The organism is Nocardioides iriomotensis (assembly GCF_004168035.1).
Classification (GTDB): Bacteria; Actinomycetota; Actinomycetes; order Propionibacteriales; family Nocardioidaceae; genus Nocardioides_B; species Nocardioides_B iriomotensis.
In genome coordinates this window covers 26620-48022 of sequence record NZ_SDPU01000008.1, presented here as the reverse complement: position 1 = coordinate 48022, position 21403 = coordinate 26620, and the positions used below count along the sequence as shown (strand labels likewise).

At 71.4% G+C, this 21403-nt stretch carries 17 protein-coding genes; 9 read left to right on the top strand and 8 right to left on the bottom strand.

Features of this window, described 5'->3' with window-relative positions; translation table 11 throughout:
* Positions 1–57 precede the first annotated feature (57 nt).
* Positions 58–894: an alpha/beta hydrolase gene (locus ETU37_RS01910; RefSeq protein ID WP_129985186.1), complete on the bottom strand. Its 837-nt coding sequence runs from the start codon at positions 892–894 to the stop codon at positions 58–60.
* Positions 895–1038: 144 nt separating this feature from the next.
* On the opposite strand from ETU37_RS01910, the gene ETU37_RS01905 reads away from it, so the two are divergent.
* Positions 1039–1971, top strand: coding sequence for a TIR domain-containing protein (locus ETU37_RS01905; protein ID WP_129985185.1), 933 nt, complete (start codon positions 1039–1041; stop codon positions 1969–1971).
* 195 nt (positions 1972–2166) lie between these two features.
* Here the strand turns inward: ETU37_RS01905 and mobF are convergent, their stop codons facing one another.
* Positions 2167–5130, bottom strand: coding sequence for a MobF family relaxase (mobF, locus tag ETU37_RS01900; protein WP_165372359.1), 2964 nt, complete (start codon positions 5128–5130; stop codon positions 2167–2169).
* A gap of 495 nt (positions 5131–5625) precedes the next feature.
* Between mobF and ETU37_RS01895 the strand changes: the two genes are divergently transcribed.
* Together ETU37_RS01895 and ETU37_RS01890 are read left to right on the top strand one after the other, a co-directional pair.
* On the top strand, positions 5626–5811 hold the full coding sequence (locus ETU37_RS01895) for a hypothetical protein (RefSeq protein WP_129985183.1): 186 nt from the start codon (positions 5626–5628) through the stop codon (positions 5809–5811).
* A 108-nt stretch (positions 5812–5919) separates the two neighbouring features.
* Positions 5920–6588: an SDR family oxidoreductase gene (locus ETU37_RS01890; protein ID WP_129985182.1), complete on the top strand. Its 669-nt coding sequence runs from the start codon at positions 5920–5922 to the stop codon at positions 6586–6588.
* A gap of 50 nt (positions 6589–6638) precedes the next feature.
* Here the strand turns inward: ETU37_RS01890 and ETU37_RS01885 are convergent, their stop codons facing one another.
* From ETU37_RS01885 to ETU37_RS01865, 5 genes are all read right to left on the bottom strand, one after another.
* Positions 6639–6977, bottom strand: coding sequence for a hypothetical protein (locus ETU37_RS01885; RefSeq protein WP_129985181.1), 339 nt, complete (start codon positions 6975–6977; stop codon positions 6639–6641).
* Between the two features lie 215 nt (positions 6978–7192).
* A complete protein-coding gene (locus tag ETU37_RS01880) occupies positions 7193–8821 on the bottom strand; it encodes an NAD(P)-binding protein (protein ID WP_206053648.1) in 1629 nt (542 codons plus the stop codon).
* Positions 8821–9822 (bottom strand): thiamine pyrophosphate-dependent enzyme, encoded by a 1002-nt coding sequence (locus tag ETU37_RS01875; RefSeq protein WP_129985179.1) that lies wholly within the window; start codon positions 9820–9822, stop codon positions 8821–8823. Before ETU37_RS01875 ends, ETU37_RS01880 begins: the two co-directional genes overlap by 1 nt.
* A 15-nt stretch (positions 9823–9837) precedes the next feature.
* Positions 9838–11100, bottom strand: coding sequence for a transketolase C-terminal domain-containing protein (locus ETU37_RS01870; RefSeq protein ID WP_129985178.1), 1263 nt, complete (start codon positions 11098–11100; stop codon positions 9838–9840).
* Positions 11093–11674 carry a 2-oxoacid:acceptor oxidoreductase family protein gene (locus tag ETU37_RS01865; protein ID WP_129985177.1) on the bottom strand — a complete coding sequence of 194 codons (582 nt, stop codon included), beginning with the start codon at positions 11672–11674 and terminating at the stop codon, positions 11093–11095. Before ETU37_RS01865 ends, ETU37_RS01870 begins: the two co-directional genes overlap by 8 nt.
* A 191-nt stretch (positions 11675–11865) precedes the next feature.
* Here ETU37_RS01865 and galE point away from each other — a divergent pair, with 191 nt between their 5' ends.
* The 6 genes from galE to ETU37_RS01835 all read left to right on the top strand — a co-directional run bounded on the left by galE (position 11866) and on the right by ETU37_RS01835 (position 20407).
* Positions 11866–12870, top strand: a complete 1005-nt coding sequence (gene galE, locus ETU37_RS01860; protein WP_129985176.1) for a UDP-glucose 4-epimerase GalE — start codon at positions 11866–11868, stop codon at positions 12868–12870.
* Positions 12871–13028: 158 nt separating this feature from the next.
* The gene (locus ETU37_RS01855; protein ID WP_129985175.1) at positions 13029–15416 is read left to right on the top strand and encodes a glycosyltransferase family 2 protein; all 2388 of its coding nucleotides are present in this window, start codon (positions 13029–13031) and stop codon (positions 15414–15416) included.
* Positions 15413–17215, top strand: a complete 1803-nt coding sequence (locus tag ETU37_RS01850; RefSeq protein ID WP_206053647.1) for an ABC transporter ATP-binding protein — start codon at positions 15413–15415, stop codon at positions 17213–17215. Before ETU37_RS01855 ends, ETU37_RS01850 begins: the two co-directional genes overlap by 4 nt.
* Positions 17203–18252: an aminoglycoside phosphotransferase family protein gene (locus ETU37_RS01845; RefSeq protein WP_129985174.1), complete on the top strand. Its 1050-nt coding sequence runs from the start codon at positions 17203–17205 to the stop codon at positions 18250–18252. Before ETU37_RS01850 ends, ETU37_RS01845 begins: the two co-directional genes overlap by 13 nt.
* Positions 18252–19394: a hypothetical protein gene (locus tag ETU37_RS01840; RefSeq protein WP_129985173.1), complete on the top strand. Its 1143-nt coding sequence runs from the start codon at positions 18252–18254 to the stop codon at positions 19392–19394. Before ETU37_RS01845 ends, ETU37_RS01840 begins: the two co-directional genes overlap by 1 nt.
* The gene (locus ETU37_RS01835; protein ID WP_129985172.1) at positions 19391–20407 is read left to right on the top strand and encodes a phosphotransferase family protein; all 1017 of its coding nucleotides are present in this window, start codon (positions 19391–19393) and stop codon (positions 20405–20407) included. Before ETU37_RS01840 ends, ETU37_RS01835 begins: the two co-directional genes overlap by 4 nt.
* On the opposite strand, the gene ETU37_RS01830 is transcribed toward ETU37_RS01835, so the two are convergent.
* Positions 20340–21362, bottom strand: a complete 1023-nt coding sequence (locus ETU37_RS01830; RefSeq protein WP_129985171.1) for a UDP-glucuronic acid decarboxylase family protein — start codon at positions 21360–21362, stop codon at positions 20340–20342. The two genes, ETU37_RS01835 and ETU37_RS01830, sit on opposite strands and share 68 nt — an antisense overlap.
* Positions 21363–21403 lie beyond the last annotated feature (41 nt).

The window sequence follows — 21403 nt, the reverse complement described above, 5'->3', positions numbered from 1 at the left end:
AGTCACACTCTTGGACACACCGGCGGCGCGGCCCAACTGATCAGGTCTGGGTTCACATCACCGTGGGCGGGTTTGCCGATCGCCGGCATGGAGTGTCGCCCATTCGAGGGCGTAGTCGGCCACCTGTTCCCAGCCGGGCTCGACACCGGTGAAGTGCGAGCGCTCCGGGAACTCGTAGGTCTCGGTCAGGGCCTCGGAGTTGCGGTACTTCTTGGCGTTCGAGCGGATCACCGATGGGGGCATCAGGTGGTCCTTGCCGCCGATGATGAACAGCAGCGGTGCGCGGTCGTCCAGGTCGTAGTCGACCCAGGTGTCCTGGTGGCCCGGCTTCCAGTTCGCGATCAGGCCGTAGGCCCACACCCAGCTGCCCGGCGCCGGGATGTGCAGTCGGTCGTAGGCGGCGTCGGACTCCTCGCGGCTGACCGTGTTGGCAAAGGCGTAGTGGAACTGCTCCTTGGTGAAGCCGACTGCGCGGTGTCGGTTGGCCGGGTTCGCGAGGATCGGGAACAGGGACTTGATCTGGGACGGCGGGTTGACCCGCACGCCCTCGGGTGGTGCCGAGTCGATCGTCACAGCAGCTGCGCCGAGGCCGCGGTTCACCAGCAGCTGTGTGAAAGTGCCGCCGAACGAGTGGCCCATGATGATGGGGGGTGCGTCCAGGCTCTCCACGATGTGGACGAGGTGCTCGAGCGTCGCGGGAACGGTCGCCTCGGCGACGATCTCGGGCTTCTCGCGGAGTGCCTCCACCTCGACCTCGAAGCCCGGGTACGCCGGCACGACGACCTGGTAGCCCTTCGCTCGGTAGTACTCCGCCCAGCGGTCCCAGCTGCGAGGCGTCATCCACAAGCCATGGATCAGCACGATCGGCGGAGATTTGGTCGTCTGCTCGGTCATCGGCTCCTCCTATGCCCCCTCACGTGATACCGCCATCGTTGGAGCCTCTGGTAGCGGTCGCAAGACCCACCTGAACCATGTCGCGCGTCGCTGTCAGGGCCTACGCTGCGATCGTCAGGTCACCGCAGAACCATGGGAGGCCCGATGGCCAAGCCGCGCATCTTCCTGGGTTCGTCGGGCAAGCAGGCCAAGCTCCTCCAGGCGCTGACGCGCGGGCTCGAGGACATCGCGGACGTGGAGCCGTGGACGACGACGTTCAATCCAGGTACCACCACCCTTGGCCGTCTCGTCGAGCTGACGCGCGAGGTCGACTTCGCGGCGTTCGTCTTCGCCCAGGACGATTGGACCAGCGCCGAGCCGGCCACGTCGGAGGCAGAGGCCGTGGCCGGCCAAGCCTCCCCGCGCGACAACGTCGTCTTCGAGGCCGGGCTCTTCGGCGGAGTGCTCGGCATGGAGCGCACCTTCATCCTGCACGCCAACGGGGCGAAGCTGCCCAGCGATCTTCTCGGCCTGACATCTGTCCGGTACGGCGACGCCACCAAGACCTCCGAGCTGAAGGCCGTCAACCAGAAGCTGCGCAAGGCGATCGAGGACATGGGCGGTCTTTCTCGCATCGAGGGGCTGTGGTGGCAGTTCTCGATGACGGAGCGCAGCACCGTGGAGCCGTCCGCGGTGAGCCTGCTTCGCATCTCACGCGATCGCGACTCGATGCTGGAGGTGAACGGCCGGGCCTGGCAGGACGACGGCACCCTGTCCGCCCGCTACTGGAGCGAGGCGACGAGGAGGACAAAGGAACCCCCGGGCATCTTCTATGCCTGGAGCGGCGAGCGCCCGCGCCATCCGAACGCACCCGCGATCCATGGCACCGCCGAGATCAGGCTGGACACCCACGACCGCGCCTCCGGTTACTGGATCACCTGCTCGGACACTGATGCCACCCTCAACGCCCGGACATCAGGTGTCTACCTGCGCGCCGAAGCGGCCGACCTTGCGATCCTGGATGGGCGCGACAACCAGGCCCGCGCCGCCCTGATCGCCAAGCGAATAGAGGACTGGAAGTCGATCGCGAACGCCTGAAGGCAGGGTCAAGCAGGAGGACGGCTCTTGTGCCGTCGGCAATCCTGGACGGGGTATGACCGGTCGGACCTAGTCCGAGGTCAGCAGCGACACCTGGGAGGCAGGACCGTAGCCACACCTGCAAGGCTGAACCGTTGGCGGATTTTTCCACCGCGTTCTGGGATTGGCCTGTGAGAACGTTCATGGAGCGATCCGCTATGCCTGGAGGCCATGGAACGCAGGAGTCCGAGATCGAGGGGTGGCTTGAGTGCGCTGCCGATGACCGGTCTGCCGTTGGATTTCGGTTGCGGTGAGTTCGTTGGCGTCGCGGGTGATGGTCTGGGCGAGTTGTTCGGTGACCTCCTTCGGGACAGCGGGTGGCTGATCTGCGTCGAGTCCGAGTTCGCTACACGTTGGAACGTAGAGCTGGGTGTGGTGGCGGGCCCGGGTTGCGGCGACGTAGAGCTGAGCGCGATCGGTGGTGGTATCGATGATGGCGTGGGTCGTGTCAACGGTGCGGCCTTGGGCTTGGGCGGTGGTGGTGGCGTAGCCAAGGTCGACGTGAGAGTTCACGTAGTGGTGCGGGAGTCTTACGTCTGCTCCGTTTGTGGTGTGCCGGGCGGTGATGTCGCCATTCTGGTGGCGGTGGGTGACGCGCCAGGTGTCACCGTTGCGGACAAACCGGGTGCCTGCGCGGCTCGTGAGGCTTCTGTCGTTGTGGCGGGTGATGATGAGATCTCCGTTGCCGGCGGTTGTGCCGTCGTGGAGCCTGACGCCGTCGGGCTCGACATCGCCGCTGTGGATTCGTTCGGCGCGGGCGCGGCGGTTGAGTTTGGTGACGTCGGCCTTGGTGCCGGCGATGAGCAGGCTGGTGTGTCCGTTGGCGGTGTCGGTGGCCCAGCCTTCGTAGGCGGCGTCGAGGAGAGTGGTTGGGCTTCCACTCGTGAGGCGTGCGTGGCGGGCGTAGTAGTCGATGGCGGTCGGGTCGCCGTTGCGAATGGCGAGGGTGGCGATGGCTTCGTCGGGGTCGGTGAAGCGGTGCAGGTCGGAGAGCTCGACGGCGTCCGTGTCGTGGGCGAGGAGGCGGAGCATGCCGCCGGCCTCGACGGCGTTGAGCTGGGCGGGGTCGCCGAGGAGGCGGACGATGGCACCGCGTTCGCGAGCGTAGGTGGTGAGCCAGTCGAGGTGCCGTGTGCTTGCCATGCCGGCTTCGTCGACGAGGATCAGGTCGCCGGGCTGCAGCGCGAACCACGGGTCACGGCTGGCGGTTGAAGACTGGTCACTGGCGTGGGTGTGGTGGAACTTGTGCAGGTTCTCAGCGCGGCAGCCGAGCTCGTCGCCGAGGACCTCCGCCGCGGTGGCGGAGGGTGCAAGGGGGATGACGCGTCTGCCGGTGGTGCGCCAGGCCTCGGCGACGGCGCGCATGGCAGTGGTCTTCCCGGCCCCGGCGGGACCGATCCCGACGACGAGACGGCGGGGGTCGGCGGCGAAACCGAGGACGAGGGCGCGTTGGCCGCGGTCGAGGCGGAGGTTATAGCGGGCCTCGAATCCGGCGATGAACTCGAGCAACCGCCCACTGTTGATCCCGTGCCGGGTCGGCGTGTGTGCGTGATCGAGAAGGCGTTGCTCGGCGTCAAGGAGGTCTTGGGTGGTGTAGCGGGCGGAGCCGTGCTCGACCAGGACGGACTCACCGTTCGATCGTCGCGGCGGATCGGTCTGGGCGACAGCTTCGAGGGTGCGTTCAGTGCCGTCAGCCGTTAGCTGGACTGCGGAGTCGGGGTGCAGGGAGGCTCTAATGACGGCGGCAGTGGCGGCTTCACGGTCGGCGGGTGTGCTGAACCGAAACGGGCGGAGTTGGCGTTCGGTCTCAGCGGTGATGTTCCATCGGGTCCAGGTCGCCTTTTCCATACTCACAGTCGCGACGACCGCCTCTGCAACCGCCTGCAGGTCGTCTGGTGGTGGAGTCGCGATGTCGCGCCCGAGCGCCTGGGACTCGACGTCGCGGACCGTCCGGTCGGCGAGGACAGTCGTGGCTTCTGTGCGCCAGTCGGCGAGCTTCTCCGCAAGCGCCTTCGGCGGCGCCTTGCCGTCGCGGGTCTCGAGGGTGGCTTGTTGGGCGAGCTTGAGCTGGGCGCTGGCATCCGGTTCGTGGCCGTGGGTGCTGCGGTAGTCGCGGTGCAGGGTGCGGTAGCGGTCCTCGATCGCCGCCCGGCGTTTGGAGAAGTGCTTGAGTAGCCCGACCGGGACTCCGGTGATCTCGCGGATGGGGCGTTTGTCGTCGCGGACGCTGTCCGGCCGCTGGGTGAACGCGACACCGAGCCGGCGGGACAGGCCGTCCTCGAAGCGCGTGTTGTAACGCTCCGAGGCCGCAACCGCGGCGGCGTGGATGACCCGGGCGTCCAGGGACAGCCAGCGCGGGCTGCCGTCGGCATGGTCCTCGCGGGCACGGACCTTGTTCGAGATCGCCAGATGGGTGTGCAGGTCGGGGTCGCCGGCCCGGGAGTCTCGGTGGTCGAAGGCGGTGGCGAGGAAGCCGCGCGTCTCGATCTGCGCCTCGCCCCGATCACCCGTTCGGGCGAACGCGGTCTCGCGTTCAAGCCACGCGAGGGTGTCGGCGACCGCCTCATGGTGCGCAGCCTCCACGGCCTCACGCGTCGAGGTTGAGCCGAGTGCCCACAGCAGCGACGCGGACTTCACCGGGGTGAAGACCAGGTCGTAGCCGGCCACGGCACGGCGATCACGACGGGCTTCCTGAGCCTCGATCTTCGACCGCACCTGCGGCGAAGGGACGCGGCCGTGCTCGTCCTCGAAGTCCCGCAGCCTCGCAGCGACCCGCTCCGATCGCGGCGGGAACGGCTTGTACTTCGGGAACGCCCGGCCCAGCTTCGCCGCCGCCCGCGCGATTGCGGGGTCGGTGCCGGCGGCGGTCTCCAGGGCGATGATCTGCTCGGCGTCCGGGTGCAGGCCGGCGCCGAACAGGGAGCGCATCTGGTCCTCCCGGACCCGTCCTTCGACGGCGAGGTCGGCGGCACCGGAGCCCATCCACCGTCCGGGCGGGTTCCCGGATGCGGTGTAGTAGTCGGCGAGCTGTTGGCCGTGAGAGCGGCTCTCGTCCCCGGCGGCGACCTGGCGGGTGAGATAGGTGTAGCCGTCGCCCGCGTGCAGCTTGTGCAGGGTCATCATGGGAACAGCAGCACCCCGACCCAATGCGTGACACCTGTCCGAGCGACGTCGGCTGGCAACGGCCAGACGCCAGTGGCTGTGCGGAATACGGGAGCAAGTTCAGGCAGACGCAGCCCACGTGCAGGCCACAGGCGCGCAGCCGTCGAACTGTAAATCCGTCGGCTTACGCCTACGCAGGTTCGAATCCTGCACCTGCCACACACAGAGAAGGGCCCCTGACCTGGGATTTTCCCAGATCGGGGGTCCTTCTCGTCTGTCCGGCTGAGGCGCCTGACCCGGGTGGCTGGGGGTGTCCGCGAAGCATGCGTGACGAAGTTTGTCGTCCAACCGATCTCGTGGTTGTCGACAACCGGATCTGCCGCTGGTCGCGCTTCAGAGGGTGCGACGTACCGCCGCGTTGGCGCGGTGCGGACTGACCCGATGAGGCCATCGGTGCACGCGCCCGATGAGGTCATGGCGGCACGCCGGCCCCGTTACCTAGCCTCGTGCCGCATGAGTCCCTTCCCCACCTGGACCGGTCTTGCCGGCGCGTTCTCCCAGGAGACCGCCCGGCGCAACGCCCAACAAGCCGCGTTCGCGTGCGCGCAACGTCGGCGGCAGCGTGAGGACGTCGAACGCTTCCTGGCCCGGCACGACGCGATGGCAGGGGACGTCGTCCGCCGACAGGTCGGCAGCTGATCGGGCTTCCCTTGGTGCCTCAGTCGCCGTCGGCGCCGTCGGCGCCGACGGTACGTGTGGTGGACGTCGTCCGCGGGGGACCATGAAGACGCAGTGGGGCATCGCCTGATGCGCGTCGCGGTTGTGGGCGGCAGCGGAAAGACCGGCCGCGCCGTCCGTCATGCCCTGGCGACTCGGGGCGTGAGGTCGGTGAGCATCGGTCGGGCCGAGTGGCCGAACCTCGCCGCCGCCTCGGCCGATGCGGATGCGGCGTACCTGATCGCGCCGAACATGCATCCCGACGAACCTCGCTACGTCGCCGATGCCCTTGCCGCGATGACGACGGCGGGGGTCACGCGGGTCGTCTACCACTCCGTTGCGTCGCCGTTCGCCCCGCAGATGCCGCATCACATCGGGAAGGCGCGGTCCGAGGACCTGGTGCGGCGGTCGGGCCTTGACTGGACCATTCTCCAGCCGGGCGCATACCTGCAGAACTTCGACCTGACCGCGGACCTGGAGGTGCCGTACGACGTGGAGGCCCGCTTCGGCTTCGCGGACTTGACCGAGGTCGCCGAAGCCGCTGCGGTGGTGCTCACCGAGCACGGACACCTCGGAGCGACGTACGAGCTGGCCTCGCGCGTGGCGACCCCCGCCGAGCTGGCCGCTGAGGCTGGTCGCCGGGCCCGGAAGGTCGAGGCCCCGGAGGGGCATCCCTGGCTCGAGGCGATGTTCGACTACTACGACCGTTACGGCCTGCTCGTGGGCACCCGACCTCTCAGCATGTTGCTCGGGCGGTAGTCGAGCTTCGCTCCACCGGTCGTCGCAGCCCGACGAAGCGCGCGGGGCTGCTAGAAGGACTCCTCGACACCCGGCTGCGCACGTCGCGGGGACGGCAACGTCGAGTCCGGCCGGCGCCGGGGCGTCCCCGACGGGATCGGCGTATGACGTTCGAGGTGCTCGGTCAGCGTCCCCAGGAGCGAGCCTGCGTCCGGGGAGCGCTTCCACCGTCGGGCCAGCTCCAGCCCGGTGAGCAGGTCGAGGGTCGCCGGCGCGGGTCGCGTGCACAGGCAATGCAGGTAGCCGCCCCCTGACTCCTCCCACTCGCAGCACGCGTCCTCGAGCGCAACCTCCACCCGGCGCTCGAGGGCCGGGCCGCCTGGCCCCTCGGGAGCGGTCGCACCGATCACGAACAGAAGCGTAGTCGGGCGGCACACGAGGGCGTCCTCGCCGGTGCCGACGTCTGCCCGTCGTCGTCCAGGACCGCGCCAGGCGGCCGGCCGGGAACCGCCGGCGAGCGTGCGCTCGGGCGACCGGCGTGCTCTGAGGCCTGCTCGCCAGCGCGTGCACGATCTGCAGGCCGTGGCCGCACGGGGCGAGGCCGTCGCCGAGGCCGTCGCACCGATCAGATCCGCTCGGGGAACATCTGGATCGCCCCGGACGGGCACTCGGCGACGCAGAGGCCGCAGCCCTTGCAGTAGTCGAGGTCGATGAGGTACTTCCCGCCCGGGTCGTCCAGCTTGATGACGGCGTTGTCCGGGCACACGCCGTAGCAGTTGTCGCACCCGAAGCAGTTGCCGCAGGACATGCAGCGTCGTGCCTCCATGAGCGCGGTGCTCTCGTCGTGCCCGAGCACCACCTCGTCGAAGGTCGACTCGCGGCGGGCCCTGTCGAGCACGGGCCGGTGCGCGCGGGGAGCGTCGGAGTAGTACCAGGTGTTGAGCGTGTCGAACGTCGCCAGCGCCGGGCGGGCGACCGGCTCGGGGGCCGCGCCGGAGAGCCAGGCGTCGATGTGTCGGGCTGCGCGCTTGCCGTGCCCGACCGCCACGGTGACGGACCGCTCGTGCGGCACCATGTCGCCGCCCGCGAAGACGCCCGGGCAGCCGGTCATCATGTCGCTGCCGACCGCGACGACGCCGTCCTCGACCACCAGGCCGGGGACCCCGTCGAGCAGCGACAGGTCGGTGTCCTGGCCCAGCGCGAGGACGAGCGAGTCGGCGTCGAGCTCCTCCACCTCGCCCGTGGCTCGGGGGAACCCGGTGTCGTCCAGCTCCATCCGCTCCACGGTGAGCCGGCCGCCGTCCACCTGCTTGATCGTGCTGAGCCACTTGAACAGCACGCCCTCGTCCTCGGCCTCGCGGAGCTCGGACTCGTGCGCCGGCATCCGGTCCTTGGTACGGCGGTAGACCACGATCGCCTCGGAGGCGCCGAGCCGCTTGGCGGTGCGGGCGGCGTCCATGGCGGTGTTGCCGCCGCCGTACACGGCGACCCTCCGGCCGAGCAGCGGCTTCTCCCCGGACTCGAGGTCGCGCAGCATGCTCACGGCGTCGAGCACGTGGGCCGCCTCCCCGGCCGGGATGTAGGCGCGCCGCCCGAGCTGGGCACCAACGGCGAGGAAGACGGCGTCGTAGTCCTGCCGGACCGCCTCGAGGTCGCCGACCTTCGTGTCGAGCTCGAGGGTCACGCCGAGGTCGAGGATCCGCTGCACCTCGGCGTCGAGGACGTCGCGGGACAGGCGGTAGCGGGGGATGCCGAAGCGCATCATGCCGCCGGCCATCGGCCCGGCCTCCTTGATCGTCACGGTGTGCCCGCGCAACGCGAGGTGGTACGCCGCCGACAGGCCCGAGGGGCCGGCGCCGATCACGAGGACCCGCTTGCCCGTGGGCGGCACCTCGACGGAGACGGTCCACCCCTGGCGGATCGCCTCGTCGCCGACGAACCGCTCGACCGAGTTGATCCCGACGGCCTCATCGAGCTGCGCGCGGTTGCAGGCGGTCTCGCACGGGTGGTAGCAGACCCGGCCCATGATCGCCGGGAACGGGTTGTCCGCCATGATCTTGCGCCAGGCGCGCTCGTAGCCGGCGCCGCCCTCCTCCGCCTCGTAGAGCCAGGCCTGGACGTTCTCGCCGGCCGGGCAGGCGTCGTTGCAGGGCGGCATCCGGTTCGTGTAGACGGCGCGCTCCGTGCGCCACGAGCCGGTCTTGTTGGCGCGGCTGGTCCCGACGTCGAGCGTGATCGCGAACGGCTTGTCCATCACTCGTCCCCTTCCGGGAGCAGTCCGAAGCGCGCGATGTTGCGGTCGGCCCGGGCCTGCAGGCGCGCCACCACGTCGGGGCGCGGCTGGTCGCCGAAGAGGTGCGCGAAGCGCTTCTGCGGGCGGAGGTAGTCCTCGACCGGAACCTGCCGCCGGATCTTGGACACCTCGGTGACCGTGCCGGCCTCGGCCTCGAACACGGGGAAGAGCCCGGTCTCCTTGGCCAGCCGCGCCAGCTTCACCGTGTCGGCGGACGCCGCGCCCCAGCCCAGCGGGCACGGCACGAACACGTGCAGGTAGCGGGCGCCGCGGAAGGTCATCGCCTTCTCCACCTTGTACTCCAGATCCCGCAGCTCGGCGACCGTGGCGGTGGCGACGTACGGGATCTCGTGCGCCATCGCGATGAGCGGCACGCTCTTGCCCTGGCCGAACACGTTGCCGGGCGTCCCGCCCAGGGCCTTGGTGTTCGCTGTGGTCGCCGCCGGCGGCGTGGCTCCCGACCTCTGGACGCCGGTGTTCATGTAGCCCTCGTTGTCGTAGCAGACGAACAGCACGTCGTCGTTGCGCTCGAACATCCCGGAGAGCGTCCCGAAGCCGATGTCCACCGTCCCGCCGTCGCCCGCCTGGCCGACGACCCGGATGTCCTCGCGCCCCTGGGCGCGCAGCGCGGCCGCGACACCGGCCGCGACGGCAGGCCCGTTGCCGAACAGGGAGTGCAGCCACGGCAGCTGCCACGAGGACTCGGGGTACGGCGTCGAGAAGACCTCGAGGCAGCCGGTCGAGTTCACGGCGACGAGGTTGCCGTCGGTGGCGCGCATCGCGGCGTCCAGCACGTAGCGCGCCCCCAGCGCCTCGCCGCAGCCGCGGCAGGCCCGGTGGCCCGAGGTCAGCGAGTTGGAGCGGCCGGTCCGTGCCTGGACGGAGCGCTGCTCGGGATCGAGCAGCCGGTTGCCGGCGACGAAGGTGCCCGTCTGGTAGAGCTTGATCTGCTGGAACGCCATGACAGCTGACTCCTCCTACTCGTAGGCCCCGGACGCGACGGTGCCGATGTCGCGCAGCATGTTCTCCGCGTGCGGTCCGGGTCGCGCCCCGTGCCGGGCCCGCTCGAGCTCGCGCTGCACGAGCTCGACGTCCAGGTCGAGGAAGTGGAGGCGGCTCGCGTCGACGCGAGCCGCGACGACGTCGTCGAGGAGCCGGCGCAGGGAGGCGCGGGTGATCGGCCGACCGCCCAGACCCGCCACCACGTCGTACACGTCGACCGGCAGGTTGCGGGTGGCGTCGCGCACGTTCTGGCCGACGATCCCGCCAGCCCCCACCGCGAACGCCTTCTCCACGACGACGACCCGCTTGGCCCGCCCCAGCGCCTCGCGCACCTCCGCGACCGGCCACGGCCGGAAGCAGGTGATGCCGAGGGCGCCGACGGACAACCCGTCGTCTCGCATCGCGTCGACGACCTCCTCGACCGTGCCGAGCACCGACCCGAGGGCGACGACCACGGTCTCGGCGTCCTCCACGCGGTAGGGCTTGAGCAGACCGCCCGAGGCCCGGCCGAAAGCCCTGAGGAAGTCCTCGGCGATGACAGGGATCTCGTCGAGCGCCGCCATCTGCTTGACGTGCATCAGGTACTTCACCTCCGCGAACGCCTCGGGGCCGACCATGGCGCCGATCGTCACGGGGTCCGCGGGGTCGAGCAGCTGCTGCGGGACAAGGGGCGGCACGAAGGCGTCCACCTGCTCCTGGCTGGGGAGGTCCACCTCCTCGAAGGCGTGCGTCAGCACGAAGCCGTCCATGCACACCATCACCGGCACCGACAGGGACTCGGCCAGCCGGTAGGCCTGGACGTGCAGGTCCACCGCCTCCTGGTTGGACTCGGCGAAGAGCTGGATCCAGCCCGAGTCACGCATCGACATCGCGTCGGAGTGGTCGTTCCAGATGTTGATCGGTGCACCGATGGCGCGGTTGGCCACCGTCATCACGATGGGCAGCCCCAGCCCCGAGGCGTTGAACAGCGCCTCCGCCATGAACAGCAGGCCCTGGCTCGACGTCGCGGTGTAGGTGCGGGCTCCGGCGCCCGAGGCGCCGATGCAGGCGGACATGGCGCCGAACTCGGACTCCACCATCAGGTACTCGCACGACGTGAGCTCCCCGGTGCGGACGCGGTCCGACAGGGACTCCACGATGTGCGTCTGCGGGGAGATGGGGTACGCCGCGATGACCTGCGGCCGGCACAGCGTCACGGCGCGGGCCACCGCCTGCGAGCCCTCGACCTGCCTAAGCATCGGCGGACCTCCTCATCGTCGTGCGGACGTGCTCGTGCGCGACCTCGGCGGCGCGGACGTTGCCGTCGCCCAGCGCGCCCGGGAACCGGTCGCGCACGGCGTCACGGACCGCGTCGAGCGAGACCTGGCCGGTCAGCGCGGCGAAGGCGCCGAGGAGCGGCACGTTCGGGACCGGAAGGCCGACGTGCTGCCGAGCGATCTCGGTGGCCGGCACGGTCACGACGCGGTCGGGGTCCAGGCGCTGCCCGAGCTCGGTCAGCCCCAGCTCCTCGAGGGTCGAGGAGGTGTTGAGCACCAGGTAGCCCTGCGGCCCGAGGCCGGCGAACAGGTCGACCTGGTGCAGGAGTGTGGGGTCCTGCACGATCAGGGCGTCCGGATCCGTGATGGGCTCCCGCAGCCGGATGGGCTTGTCGTCGATGCGGCAGAACGCCACGACCGGCGCTCCCGTCCGCTCCGACCCGAACGTCGGGAACGCCTGCGCGTGCCGGCCCTCGTCGAAGGCCGCCACCGAGAGCAGCTCGGCGGCGGTGACGGCCCCTTGACCGCCCCTGCCATGGATCCGTACGGCAAACAAGGCACCTCCTCCATTGCTTGGAACGTAGGGCGTGGAGCAGGAGCCCGAGCAGTGTCGTTCGGCCCGTGACGTCGGGACCAAGTGCACCGTGCCACGGGGCCTGCCAGGGCCGTGATCGCCGAAGCGCCTGCGCGCCCGTCGGGGTGCGGCTACCTTCAGCACGAGGGTTGCGAGCGCGCGGGGGTGGGTCCGTGGGTTGGTTGGTCACCGGGGGAGCCGGTTACATCGGGGCGCACGTCGTGCACGCCCTCGCCAGGACGGGGATCGGTCTGGTCGTCGTGGACGACCTGAGCAGCGGGCGCGTGGAGTTCGTGCCCGGAGACGTGGCGCTCGAGGTCGGCGACATCCGGGACGTGGACCTGCTCCGGCGGGTGATCCGCCGGCACCGGGTGGACGGGGTGATCCACCTCGCCGCTTTCAAGTACGCCGGCGCCTCGGTGGAACACCCCCTGCACACCTACGAGCAGAACGTCGTCGGAACCGCGGCGTTGCTCGCGGCCATGACGCAGGAGGGCGTCGATGCACTGGTGTTCTCGTCGAGCTGTGCGGTGTACGGCACGCCGGACGAGGAGCTGGTCGGCGAGGACACGCCCGTGCGCCCGGAGTCGCCGTACGGGCGCTCCAAGGTGGTCGGCGAGTGGCTGCTGCGGGACCAGGCGCGCGCGACCGGGCTGCGGCACACGTCCCTGCGCTTCTTCAACGTGGTCGGTTCGCAGGTCGTGCCCGACACCAGCCCGCACAACCTGTTCCCCCTCGTGATGGACGCACTGGAGCAAGGTCGCCCGCCGCTGATCTTCGGCGACGACTACCCGACACCGGACGGCACCTGCGTCCGTGACTACGTCCACGTGGCCGACATCGCCGCCGCGCACGTCGCCGCCGCCGTGGCGCTCGCTGCCGGTCGTGGGCTCGACCCGGTCTACAACCTCGGCAGCGGCACGGGTGTCTCGGTCAAGGAGATCGTCGCCGAGTTCCGGCGCGTGACCGGCGTGGACATCGAGCCGGTGACCGTCGCCCGACGTCCGGGTGACCCTGCCCGGGTGGTCGCCTCCAACGAACGGGCCGTCCGCGACCTCGACTGGCAGGTGCGCCACGGCCTCGCCGACATGGTCCGCAGCGCCTGGTCCTGCCGCACAGCGTCGGGGACCACTCCGACACCACTCGACGAGGTGTCCGGGACCACACCACCCGGGTGACCCCGAATCGCCCCTCCGTGCCATACCGGACGGGCCGCGCACACCTTGCAATAGGGAGCGGGGGCGTAGGAACACGCGGTCGCGCGGCACGCGCGACCACGCAACGCGGGAGACCTGCTCGGGCGTCACCTCGATGGCGTTGAGGAGGGGGTGCGTCCGTGGAGCGCGTGGTCAGCGACGGCAAGCATCTGCGGGCGGGCAGCGCGCCGTTCCGGGTCAAGGGCGTCACGTACGGCACGTTCCTGCCGCGGGGCGACGGCGCCCGGTTCCCGGAGCCGTCCCGGCTCGAGCAGGACCTGGTCGCGATGGCCGCGTGCGGCTTCAACACCGTGCGCACGTACGACGTCCCGCCCCTGGACCTCCTCGACGGTGCCCGCGCGCTCGGCCTGCGCCTGCTCGTGGGGCTCGCCTACCCCGACTGGCGGTGGCAGCCCCTCGCGACCCGGCGCAGCCACCGCCAGGTCGGCACGGACGCGCGCGCCGCGGCGGCGCACGCGCTCGAGGTGCTGGCGGGACGACCGGAGGTGCTCGCGATCTCGGTCGGCAACGAGGTCCCGTCGGACATCGCAAGGATGTACGGGCGCGCAGCGGTCGAGGACACCCTGTCCGAGCTCGTCGCCCTCGTGCACGCGGGCGACAAGGACATGCTCGCGACCTACACCGGCTTCCCCACCGCCGAGTACCTCCGCGTGGACGGGCAGGACCTGGCCACCTTCAACGTGTTCCTCGAGCGGCCCGGTCCGCTGGCGGCGTACCTCAAGCACCTCCAGCGCGTCACCGAGGGCTTGCCGCTGGTGCTCACCGAGGTGGGCCTCGCGTCGGCGCTGCACGACGACGAGGTGCAGGCGGCGTCGCTGGACATGCAGCTGCGGCTGGTCGACGAGTCGGGGTGTGCCGGCGCCACGATCTTCTCCTGGACCGACGAGTGGGCGACGAGCGCGGGACGGATCGAGGGCTGGGGCTTCGGGCTGACGCGGGAGGACCGCAGCCCGCGCCCGGCCCTGGACGTGGCCACCGAGTGGGCCGGTCGCACGCTGCGCCGCCTGCGCACGTCCTGGCCCTCCCTCAGCGTGGTGGTGTGCGCCTACAACGAGGAGCGGCGCCTCGGTGAGTGCCTGGAGTCGCTGGCCCGGCTCGACTACCCGCACCTGCAGGTCCTGGTCTGCGACGACGGGTCGACCGACCGCACGTTGGAGATCGCCGAGCGCAGTCCCTTCGAGGTGCTGGCCCTGCCGCACGGCGGTCTGAGCGCGGCACGCAACGCCGGGCTCGCCGCGGCCACCGGCGACATCGTCGCCTACCTCGACGCCGACGCCGCCTGCCATCCGGAGTGGCCCTACCACCTCGCGCTGGCCTTCGAGGATCCCGCCGTCGTCGTCGCGGGCGGACCCAACCTGCCCTTCCCGGACAGCGGGTGGGTCGAGCGCGCCGTCGCGCTGTCGCCGGGCAACCCCGTCGAGGTGCTCGTCGGGGACGACCGGGCCGAGCACGTGCCCGGCTGCAACATGGCGGTACGACGTACCGATCTCGAGGACATCGGCGGGTTCGACACCGCCTACACCGCGGCCGGCGACGACGTCGACGTCTGCTGGCGGTTGATGGACGGCGGCGGCCGGATCGCGTTCTCCGCCGCCGCGCAGGTTCTGCACCACCGTCGCGACACCGTCCGCCGCTACCTGCGCCAGCAGCGCGGCTACGGCCGCGCCGAGCGCATGCTGATGGGCCAGCACCGGCACCGGTTCAACCGGCTCGGGGCCGCCCGCTGGGCCGGGGTGGTGTACGGCGGACCGCGGATCCTGCCGCGGATCCTGCGGCCGGTCGTCTACCACGGCCCGATGGGTGTCGCCCCGTTCCAGACCGAGCAGCGCGACCGGGCCGCGTCGGTCGTGACGTGGGCGGGAGCGGCCGTCCCGATGGTCGTCGCTGCCGCCGCGCTGCTGCTGCCCCTCGCCGTCCTCTCCCCTCTGGCGCTCACCGTCCCGGCCGTCCTGCTGCTCCTGCTCGTGGCCTACGCCGCGTGCGTCGCGGTGGCGGCCGACGTCGACGCCCGAGAGCCGTCGCCGTGGCGGTTCCGGCTGCTCGTCGGTGCGCTGCACGTGCTGCAGCCGCTGGCGCGGACCTGGGGTCGCCTGCGCGGCCATCCACTGCCCGCGCGGGAGATCGAGCCCGGGCCGTGGACGGGCAGCCGCGAGCAGTGGCTGCACGCGTTGCGTCGTGACCTGTCCTCGCGCTGGTGCGCGGTGCGGGTCGGGGCACCTGACCAGCGCTGGGACCTCGCCGTGGCCGTCGGACCGCTGCTCCGCTGCCGTCTGCACACGGCGGTCCGGTGGGACTGGGATCCCGTGGTGCGCCGGACGTGGGCGCTGACGGGCTTCGCGAAGGTTGCCCTCGCCGTGACGGTGGTCGGCCTCGTCGTCGTCCCGATGGCGGGCGCGATGCTGGCCTGCATCGTGGTCGGGGCCGCGCTCGTCGAGGCGGCCGTCCTGGTCCGGTTGTGCGGTGGCGCGACGGAGCGCACCACAGCCGCGGTCGAGGCGTTCTCGTGAGGACGCACCGGGCGATCCGTCCCCGCGCGGCCGGGCGGGCGCCGCGCATCGGCCCACGCCTGATGGCGGAGACCCGCGCGTTCTGGCCGGCCGTGCTGCTCCTGTTCGTCGTCGACCTGATGGCCACGCCGCTGGTGCTGCTGGCGCCGGTGCCGCTGAAGATCGCGGTCGACAACGTGCTCGGCGGGGAGCCGCTGCCGCCGTACCTGGACGCCGTGCTCCCGGACCAGGTGACCGGCTCCGAGATCGGCCTGCTGGCCGCCACCGCCGTCCTGCAGGTGCTCGTCGTCGTGCTCGCCCAGCTGCAGCAGATGGGCAGCTACGTGCTGCGGGTCCGGACGGGGGAGCGGATGACCCAGAGCGTGCGGGAGCGCATGTTCGGTCACGCCCAGCGGCTGTCGCTGATGCGGCACGACACCCGCGGCTCGACCGACTCGGTCTACCGGATCCAGTACGACGCCGCCGAGCTCCAGAAGGTCACGGTCGACGGCCTGGTGACCGCCGCCGCCGCGACCGTCACCCTGGTGACCACGCTCGTCGTGATCGTCCGGCTGGACTGGGTGCTGGCCGTGGTGGCGCTCGTCGTGTCACCCCTGCTGGTGCTGCTCATGCGGCGCTACCGGGCCCGGGTGCGGCCGCGCTACCGGCACGTCAAGGGCATCGAGACCGAGGCGATGCAGGTGGTGCACGAGGCGCTCGGCGCGATCCGGGTGGTCAAGGCGTTCGGCCAGGAGGACGGCGAGAACGCGCGCTTCCGGCGCCGTGCCGTCACCGGCGTGGACGCACGCATCCGCCTCGCAGTGGCGGAGGGAACCTTCGGGTTGATGGTCAACCTGGTGACCGCGGCCGGGACGGCGGCCGTGCTCTTCATCGGCGTCCTCCACGTCCAGGCGGACGTGCTGACCCTCGGCGAGCTGCTGATGGTGATCGCGTACCTGTCGCAGCTGTACGCGCCGCTGCGCACGATCAGCAAGAAGGCGGCCTCGCTGCAGTCCTCGCTCGCCAGCGCGGAGCGGGTGTTCGAGTTCCTCGACGAGCCCGACGACGTCGGCGAGGCGCCGGACGCCGTACCCCTGCCGCGAGCGACGGGCGGCGTCGAGTTCCAGGGCGTCTCCCTGCGGTACGGCGGGGGGCCCGAGGTGCTGCACGACCTGACGTTCCGCGCCGAGCCGGGCGCCACCGTGGGGATCTGCGGCGCCACCGGAGCCGGCAAGACGAGCCTGGTCAGCCTGCTCGGGCGCTTCTACGACCCGACCGCCGGGGCGATCCTGCTCGACGGCGTGGACCTGCGCCAGTACCGGTTGTCCGACCTGCGCCGGCAGGTGGCCTTCGTGCTGCAGGAGCCGGTCCTGTTCTCCTCGAGCGTCGCGGAGAACATCCGCTACGCCCGCCCGGAGGCAACGCAGGAGGAGGTCGTCGCCGCCGCGACGCAGGCGGACGCGCACCACTTCATCGAGCGGCTGCCGGAGGGTTACGAGACGCTGGTCGGTGAGCGGGGGATGCGGCTCTCCGGCGGGGAGCGCCAACGCATCTCGCTCGCGCGCGCGTTCCTCAAGGACGCCCCGGTGCTGGTCCTGGACGAGCCGACCAGTGCGGTGGACGTGGCCACGGAGGCGCGGATCCTGGCAGCCATGCGGCGGCTGGCGGCCGGCCGCACGACGTTCCTCATCGCCCACCGGTCCTCGACGCTCGAGGGCTGTGACCTGATGGTCGAGCTGCGCGGCGGCCGGCTCGCGGTGGCCGACGACCCGACCGTGCTCCGCGAACCGAACCTGGGGGATCCCGCATGGACACGCTGACCGACCACCGGCTGACCGCGACCGAGGTCGGGCTCCTCGAGGAGGCGCTGCGCACGTCCCCGTACGGCTGCGTGGGTACGACGGTCAGGGACGCGACGGCCATCCGGCGCCACGTGCACCGCCTCACCCTCGACGGCGCGCGACAGACCAGCGTCGTGGCCAAGCGCCTGGCCGGCCGCCGGTCGGAGCTGGAGCGCCTGGTGACCGGACGCTGGCTCCCGGCCGTCGGCCTGGAGGGGCTCGGCCCGCCGCGGCTCGCGACGGCGGGGGCACCCGACGGTCGGCACGCCTGGCACGTCTACGAGGACCTCGGCCCCGCGGGCCTCGACCGGCCCGACGCCGACCTTCCGTCGATCCGGGCGGCGATGGAGCAGGTGGCCGAGCTGCACGTCGCCTTCAGCCGCAGCCCGCTGCTGCCCGAGGCCCGGTACGCCGCGGGCGACATGGGCGTGTACTTCTACGTCAACAGCGTGCGTGACGCGTTCGACGCGGTCGACCGGCTCCGGCCACCAGACGTCGCGCTGTCCCCCGGGGAGGCGGCGGTCAGGGACCGCGTGCTGGAGCTGCTGGGGAAGCTGCTCGACGACGAGCCGAACCGCGTCCGGATGCTCCGCGAGCAGGCCGGCCCGGAGACGTTGGTGCACGGGGACCTCACGCGAGCGAACGTCTTCGTCCTCGACCACGAGGGCCACCACCGGACCTGCCTGATCGACTGGGACCACTGCGGCGTCGCGCCGGCCGCGTTCGACATCTCCACCCAGCTGGCCTACTACCCGGAGCCGCGGCGGCAGCAGGTGCTCGACGCCTACGCGACGGCGATGGCGGAGCGGGGTCACCGGTTCCCCGCCGACCTCGACTGGGCACGCCTGGTCGCCACGTTCGAGGCGGGCCGGCTCGCCAACCAGGTGATCTGGGTCGCGATGGGCATCCGCGAGGACAACGGCTGGACCGTCGACGACCTGACGATCTGGCGCGACGAGCTCGCCGCGGCCGTGGAGGGACGACCGATCCGGCGCCTGAGCTCCGGGAAGGCGTGATGCGAGTCGTCCTGTCGACCTACTGGGTCACCGAGCACCTCGAGGCCGGTGGGCACTTCTGGGTGTACGCGCAGTACGCCGACGCGCTCCGCCGCCTCGGGTGTGACGTGTGGTGGCTGGAGGAGATGTCGTCGTCGAAGGACGGTCACGCGGCCGACGCCGCGGCCCGCGTGCTCCGGGAGCGGCTGGCCCACCTCGGCCTCGGCGACCGGCTCATCCTGTACCGCTGGGCGAGCGACGGCGACGGGTCGCGAGCCCACCCGTCGTACCTGGACGTCGACGCCGACCGCGCGGAGCAGGTGTTCCGCGGCACCGACCTGCTGCTGAACTTCCACTACGCACTCCCGGCGACGATGCTCGCCCGCTTCACCCGGACCGCGCTCGTCGACATCGACCCGGGACTGCTCCAGCTCTGGTGGACGAACGAGCAGCTCGACGTCAGCCGGCACGACACCTACTTCAGCATCGGTGAGAACCTCCCGGACGTGCCGGCGCACGAGGGCGCGCGCTGGGTCCACACGGCCCCGGCGGTCTCGCTGCCGCTGTGGCCCTACGCGTTCGACCCGGCCGCGTCCCGCTTCACGACCGTCACCTCGTGGGACAGCCACACCTACGTGACGATGGACGGCGCCCTGTTCGACACGAACAAGCGGCGCAGCTACCTCGACCACCACGACGTCCCGCGCAGGACCGGCCGGCAGCTGGAGATCGCGACGATCTTCGGCGCCAGCGAGCTGGCCCATCGTCGCCTGCTGGAGACCGGTGGCTGGTCGGTGCGGGACCCCCGTGTGGTCGCCGGTACGCCGCAGGCGTACCGCAGCTACATCCAGGGGTCGCGCGGCGAGTTCAGCTGCGCCAAGCCGGCCTACGTCGTCCTGCGCAACGCCTGGTTCAGCGACCGCACGGCGTGCTACCTCGCGTCCGGCAAGCCGGCGGTCGTGCAGGACACCGGACCGAGCCGCTACCTCCCGTCGGGCCTCGGGCTGCTCCGGTTCTCCTCGCCCGACGAGGCCGTCGCCGCCGTCGCGGACGTGGATGCTCACTACGAGAAGCACTGCCGGGCGGCGCGCGAGATCGCCGAGACGTACCTGTCGGCGACCGACGTCGTGACGCGGATGCTCGACTGCGCGGTGGCCGGATGAGCGGCCCCGCTGTCGCGGCACACCGCGCCGTCGACGCCTGGCGGAGCCTGCGCCCGCGGCCGGGAGTCCCTGAGGGCGTCGAGCTGCTGGCCCGGCGTCCGCACTCCACGATCTACCGGCTCACCGGCGTCGGCCGTGACGGCGCCCCGGTGATCGCCAAGCTCAGCCCGTCCTCCACCGCGACGATCGAGCGCGCGGTGTACCAGGAGGTCCTCGCCCGCGTTCCCGTGAGCGCACCCCGCTTCTACGGTCTGGTGGCGGAGGGAGACGGGCAGGACTGGCTGTTCGTGGAGGACGTCGGCACCGAGCGCTTCTCGCCGGAGTCCCCGGCGCACCGCACGCTCGCGGCGCAGTGGCTGGGACGGCTGCATGCCACGGCCGCACCCCTGGCGGCCACCACACGGCTCCCCGACCGGGGGCCGGGCCACTACCTGCGCCACCTGCGCACCGGCCGCCGGATGATCGTCGACCACCTGCACGACCCGACCCTGAGCGCCGACGACCGGGAGGTGCTGCTCGGGGTCCGTCGGCAGTGCGACCTGCTGGAGTCGGTGTGGGACGAGGTCGAGCGGATCTGCGCCGACGTCCCGCCCACGTTGGTGCACGGAGACCTGCGGCCCAAGAACGTCCGGGTGCGTGCGACCGGGCGCGGGTCGGCCCTGCTCCCCATCGACTGGGAGACCGCCGGCTGGGGCGTCCCGGCCGCGGACCTGGCCCCGTCCCGTGGTCTCGCGCTGCAGTCGCAGGTCGACCTGGAGGTGTACGCGGCACGCGCGCAGGAGTACTGGCCCGGTGTCGACACGGCGACGCTCTGCCGGCTCGTGACGGTCGGTGGCCTGTTCCGGCGGCTCGCGGCCGTGGACTGGGCGAGCCACGGCCTGGTCCACCCCTGGCCGCAGAAGTCCGTGGCCCAGCTGCGGGTCTACAAGGACGAGCTCGGCCAGCTCACGCGGTCGCTCGGTCCGGCGGCGGAGGCAGCGTCAGCCCTGCGGCCACCGGCTGCTCCGGGATGACGACCGCTGCGGTCGACCCGGCCCGACGGCGGAACCACGCGATCGTGCGGAGCAGGCCGTCCTCGAGGCCCACCTGGGGCTCCCAGCCGAGCAGGTCCTTGGCCAGCGAGATGTCGGGTCGGCGGTGGCTGGGGTCGTCGACGGGACGGTCGACGAAGGTCACGCTCGACCCGGACCCGGTGAGCTCGCGGATCAACGCGGCGATCTCGAGCACCGTGAGCTCCCGCGGGTTGCCGAGGTTGACCGGACCCGGATGGTCGGCGTGCAGCATGGCGACGATGCCGTCCACGAGGTCGTCGACGTAGCACACCGACCGTGTCTGCGAACCGTCCCCGGCAACCGTCAGGGGCCGGCCGGCCAGCGCCTGGTGGATGAACGTGGGGATGACGCGTCCGTCGTTGGCGCGCATCCTCGGGCCGAAGGTGTTGAAGATCCGGATGATCCGGGTGTCCACGCCGCGGTTCGCGTGGAAGGCGGACGTCGCCGCCTCGGCGAACCGCTTGGCCTCGTCGTAGACCGACCGCGGACCGACGGGGTTGACGTTGCCCCAGTAGCTCTCGGGCTGCGGATGGACCAGCGGGTCGCCGTACGTCTCGGACGTGGACGCGAGCAGGAACCGGGCGCCCTTCGCCTCGGCGAGCTCGAGCAGGTTCAAGGTGCCCAGGGCGCCGGCCTTCAGGGTCTCGACCGGGTAGCGGAGGTAGTCCACGGGAGAGGCGGGCGACGCGAGGTGCAGCACCGCGTGGACCGGGCCGTCCACCTCGACGGGGTCGGCGACGTCCTGGACGGTGACGCGGAACCCCGGCCGCCCCGTCAGGTGCCGGATGTTCCTCCGCCGGCCGGTGAGGAAGCTGTCGATGCACAGCACCTCGAAGCCGAGGTCCAGCATCCGCTCGCAGAGGTGGGACCCGACGAACCCCGCACCCCCCGTGACGACGACGCGTCTCCGTCGCATCACACGGCCCCCTCCCGCCCCCGGTTGCCAGCCAGTACAAC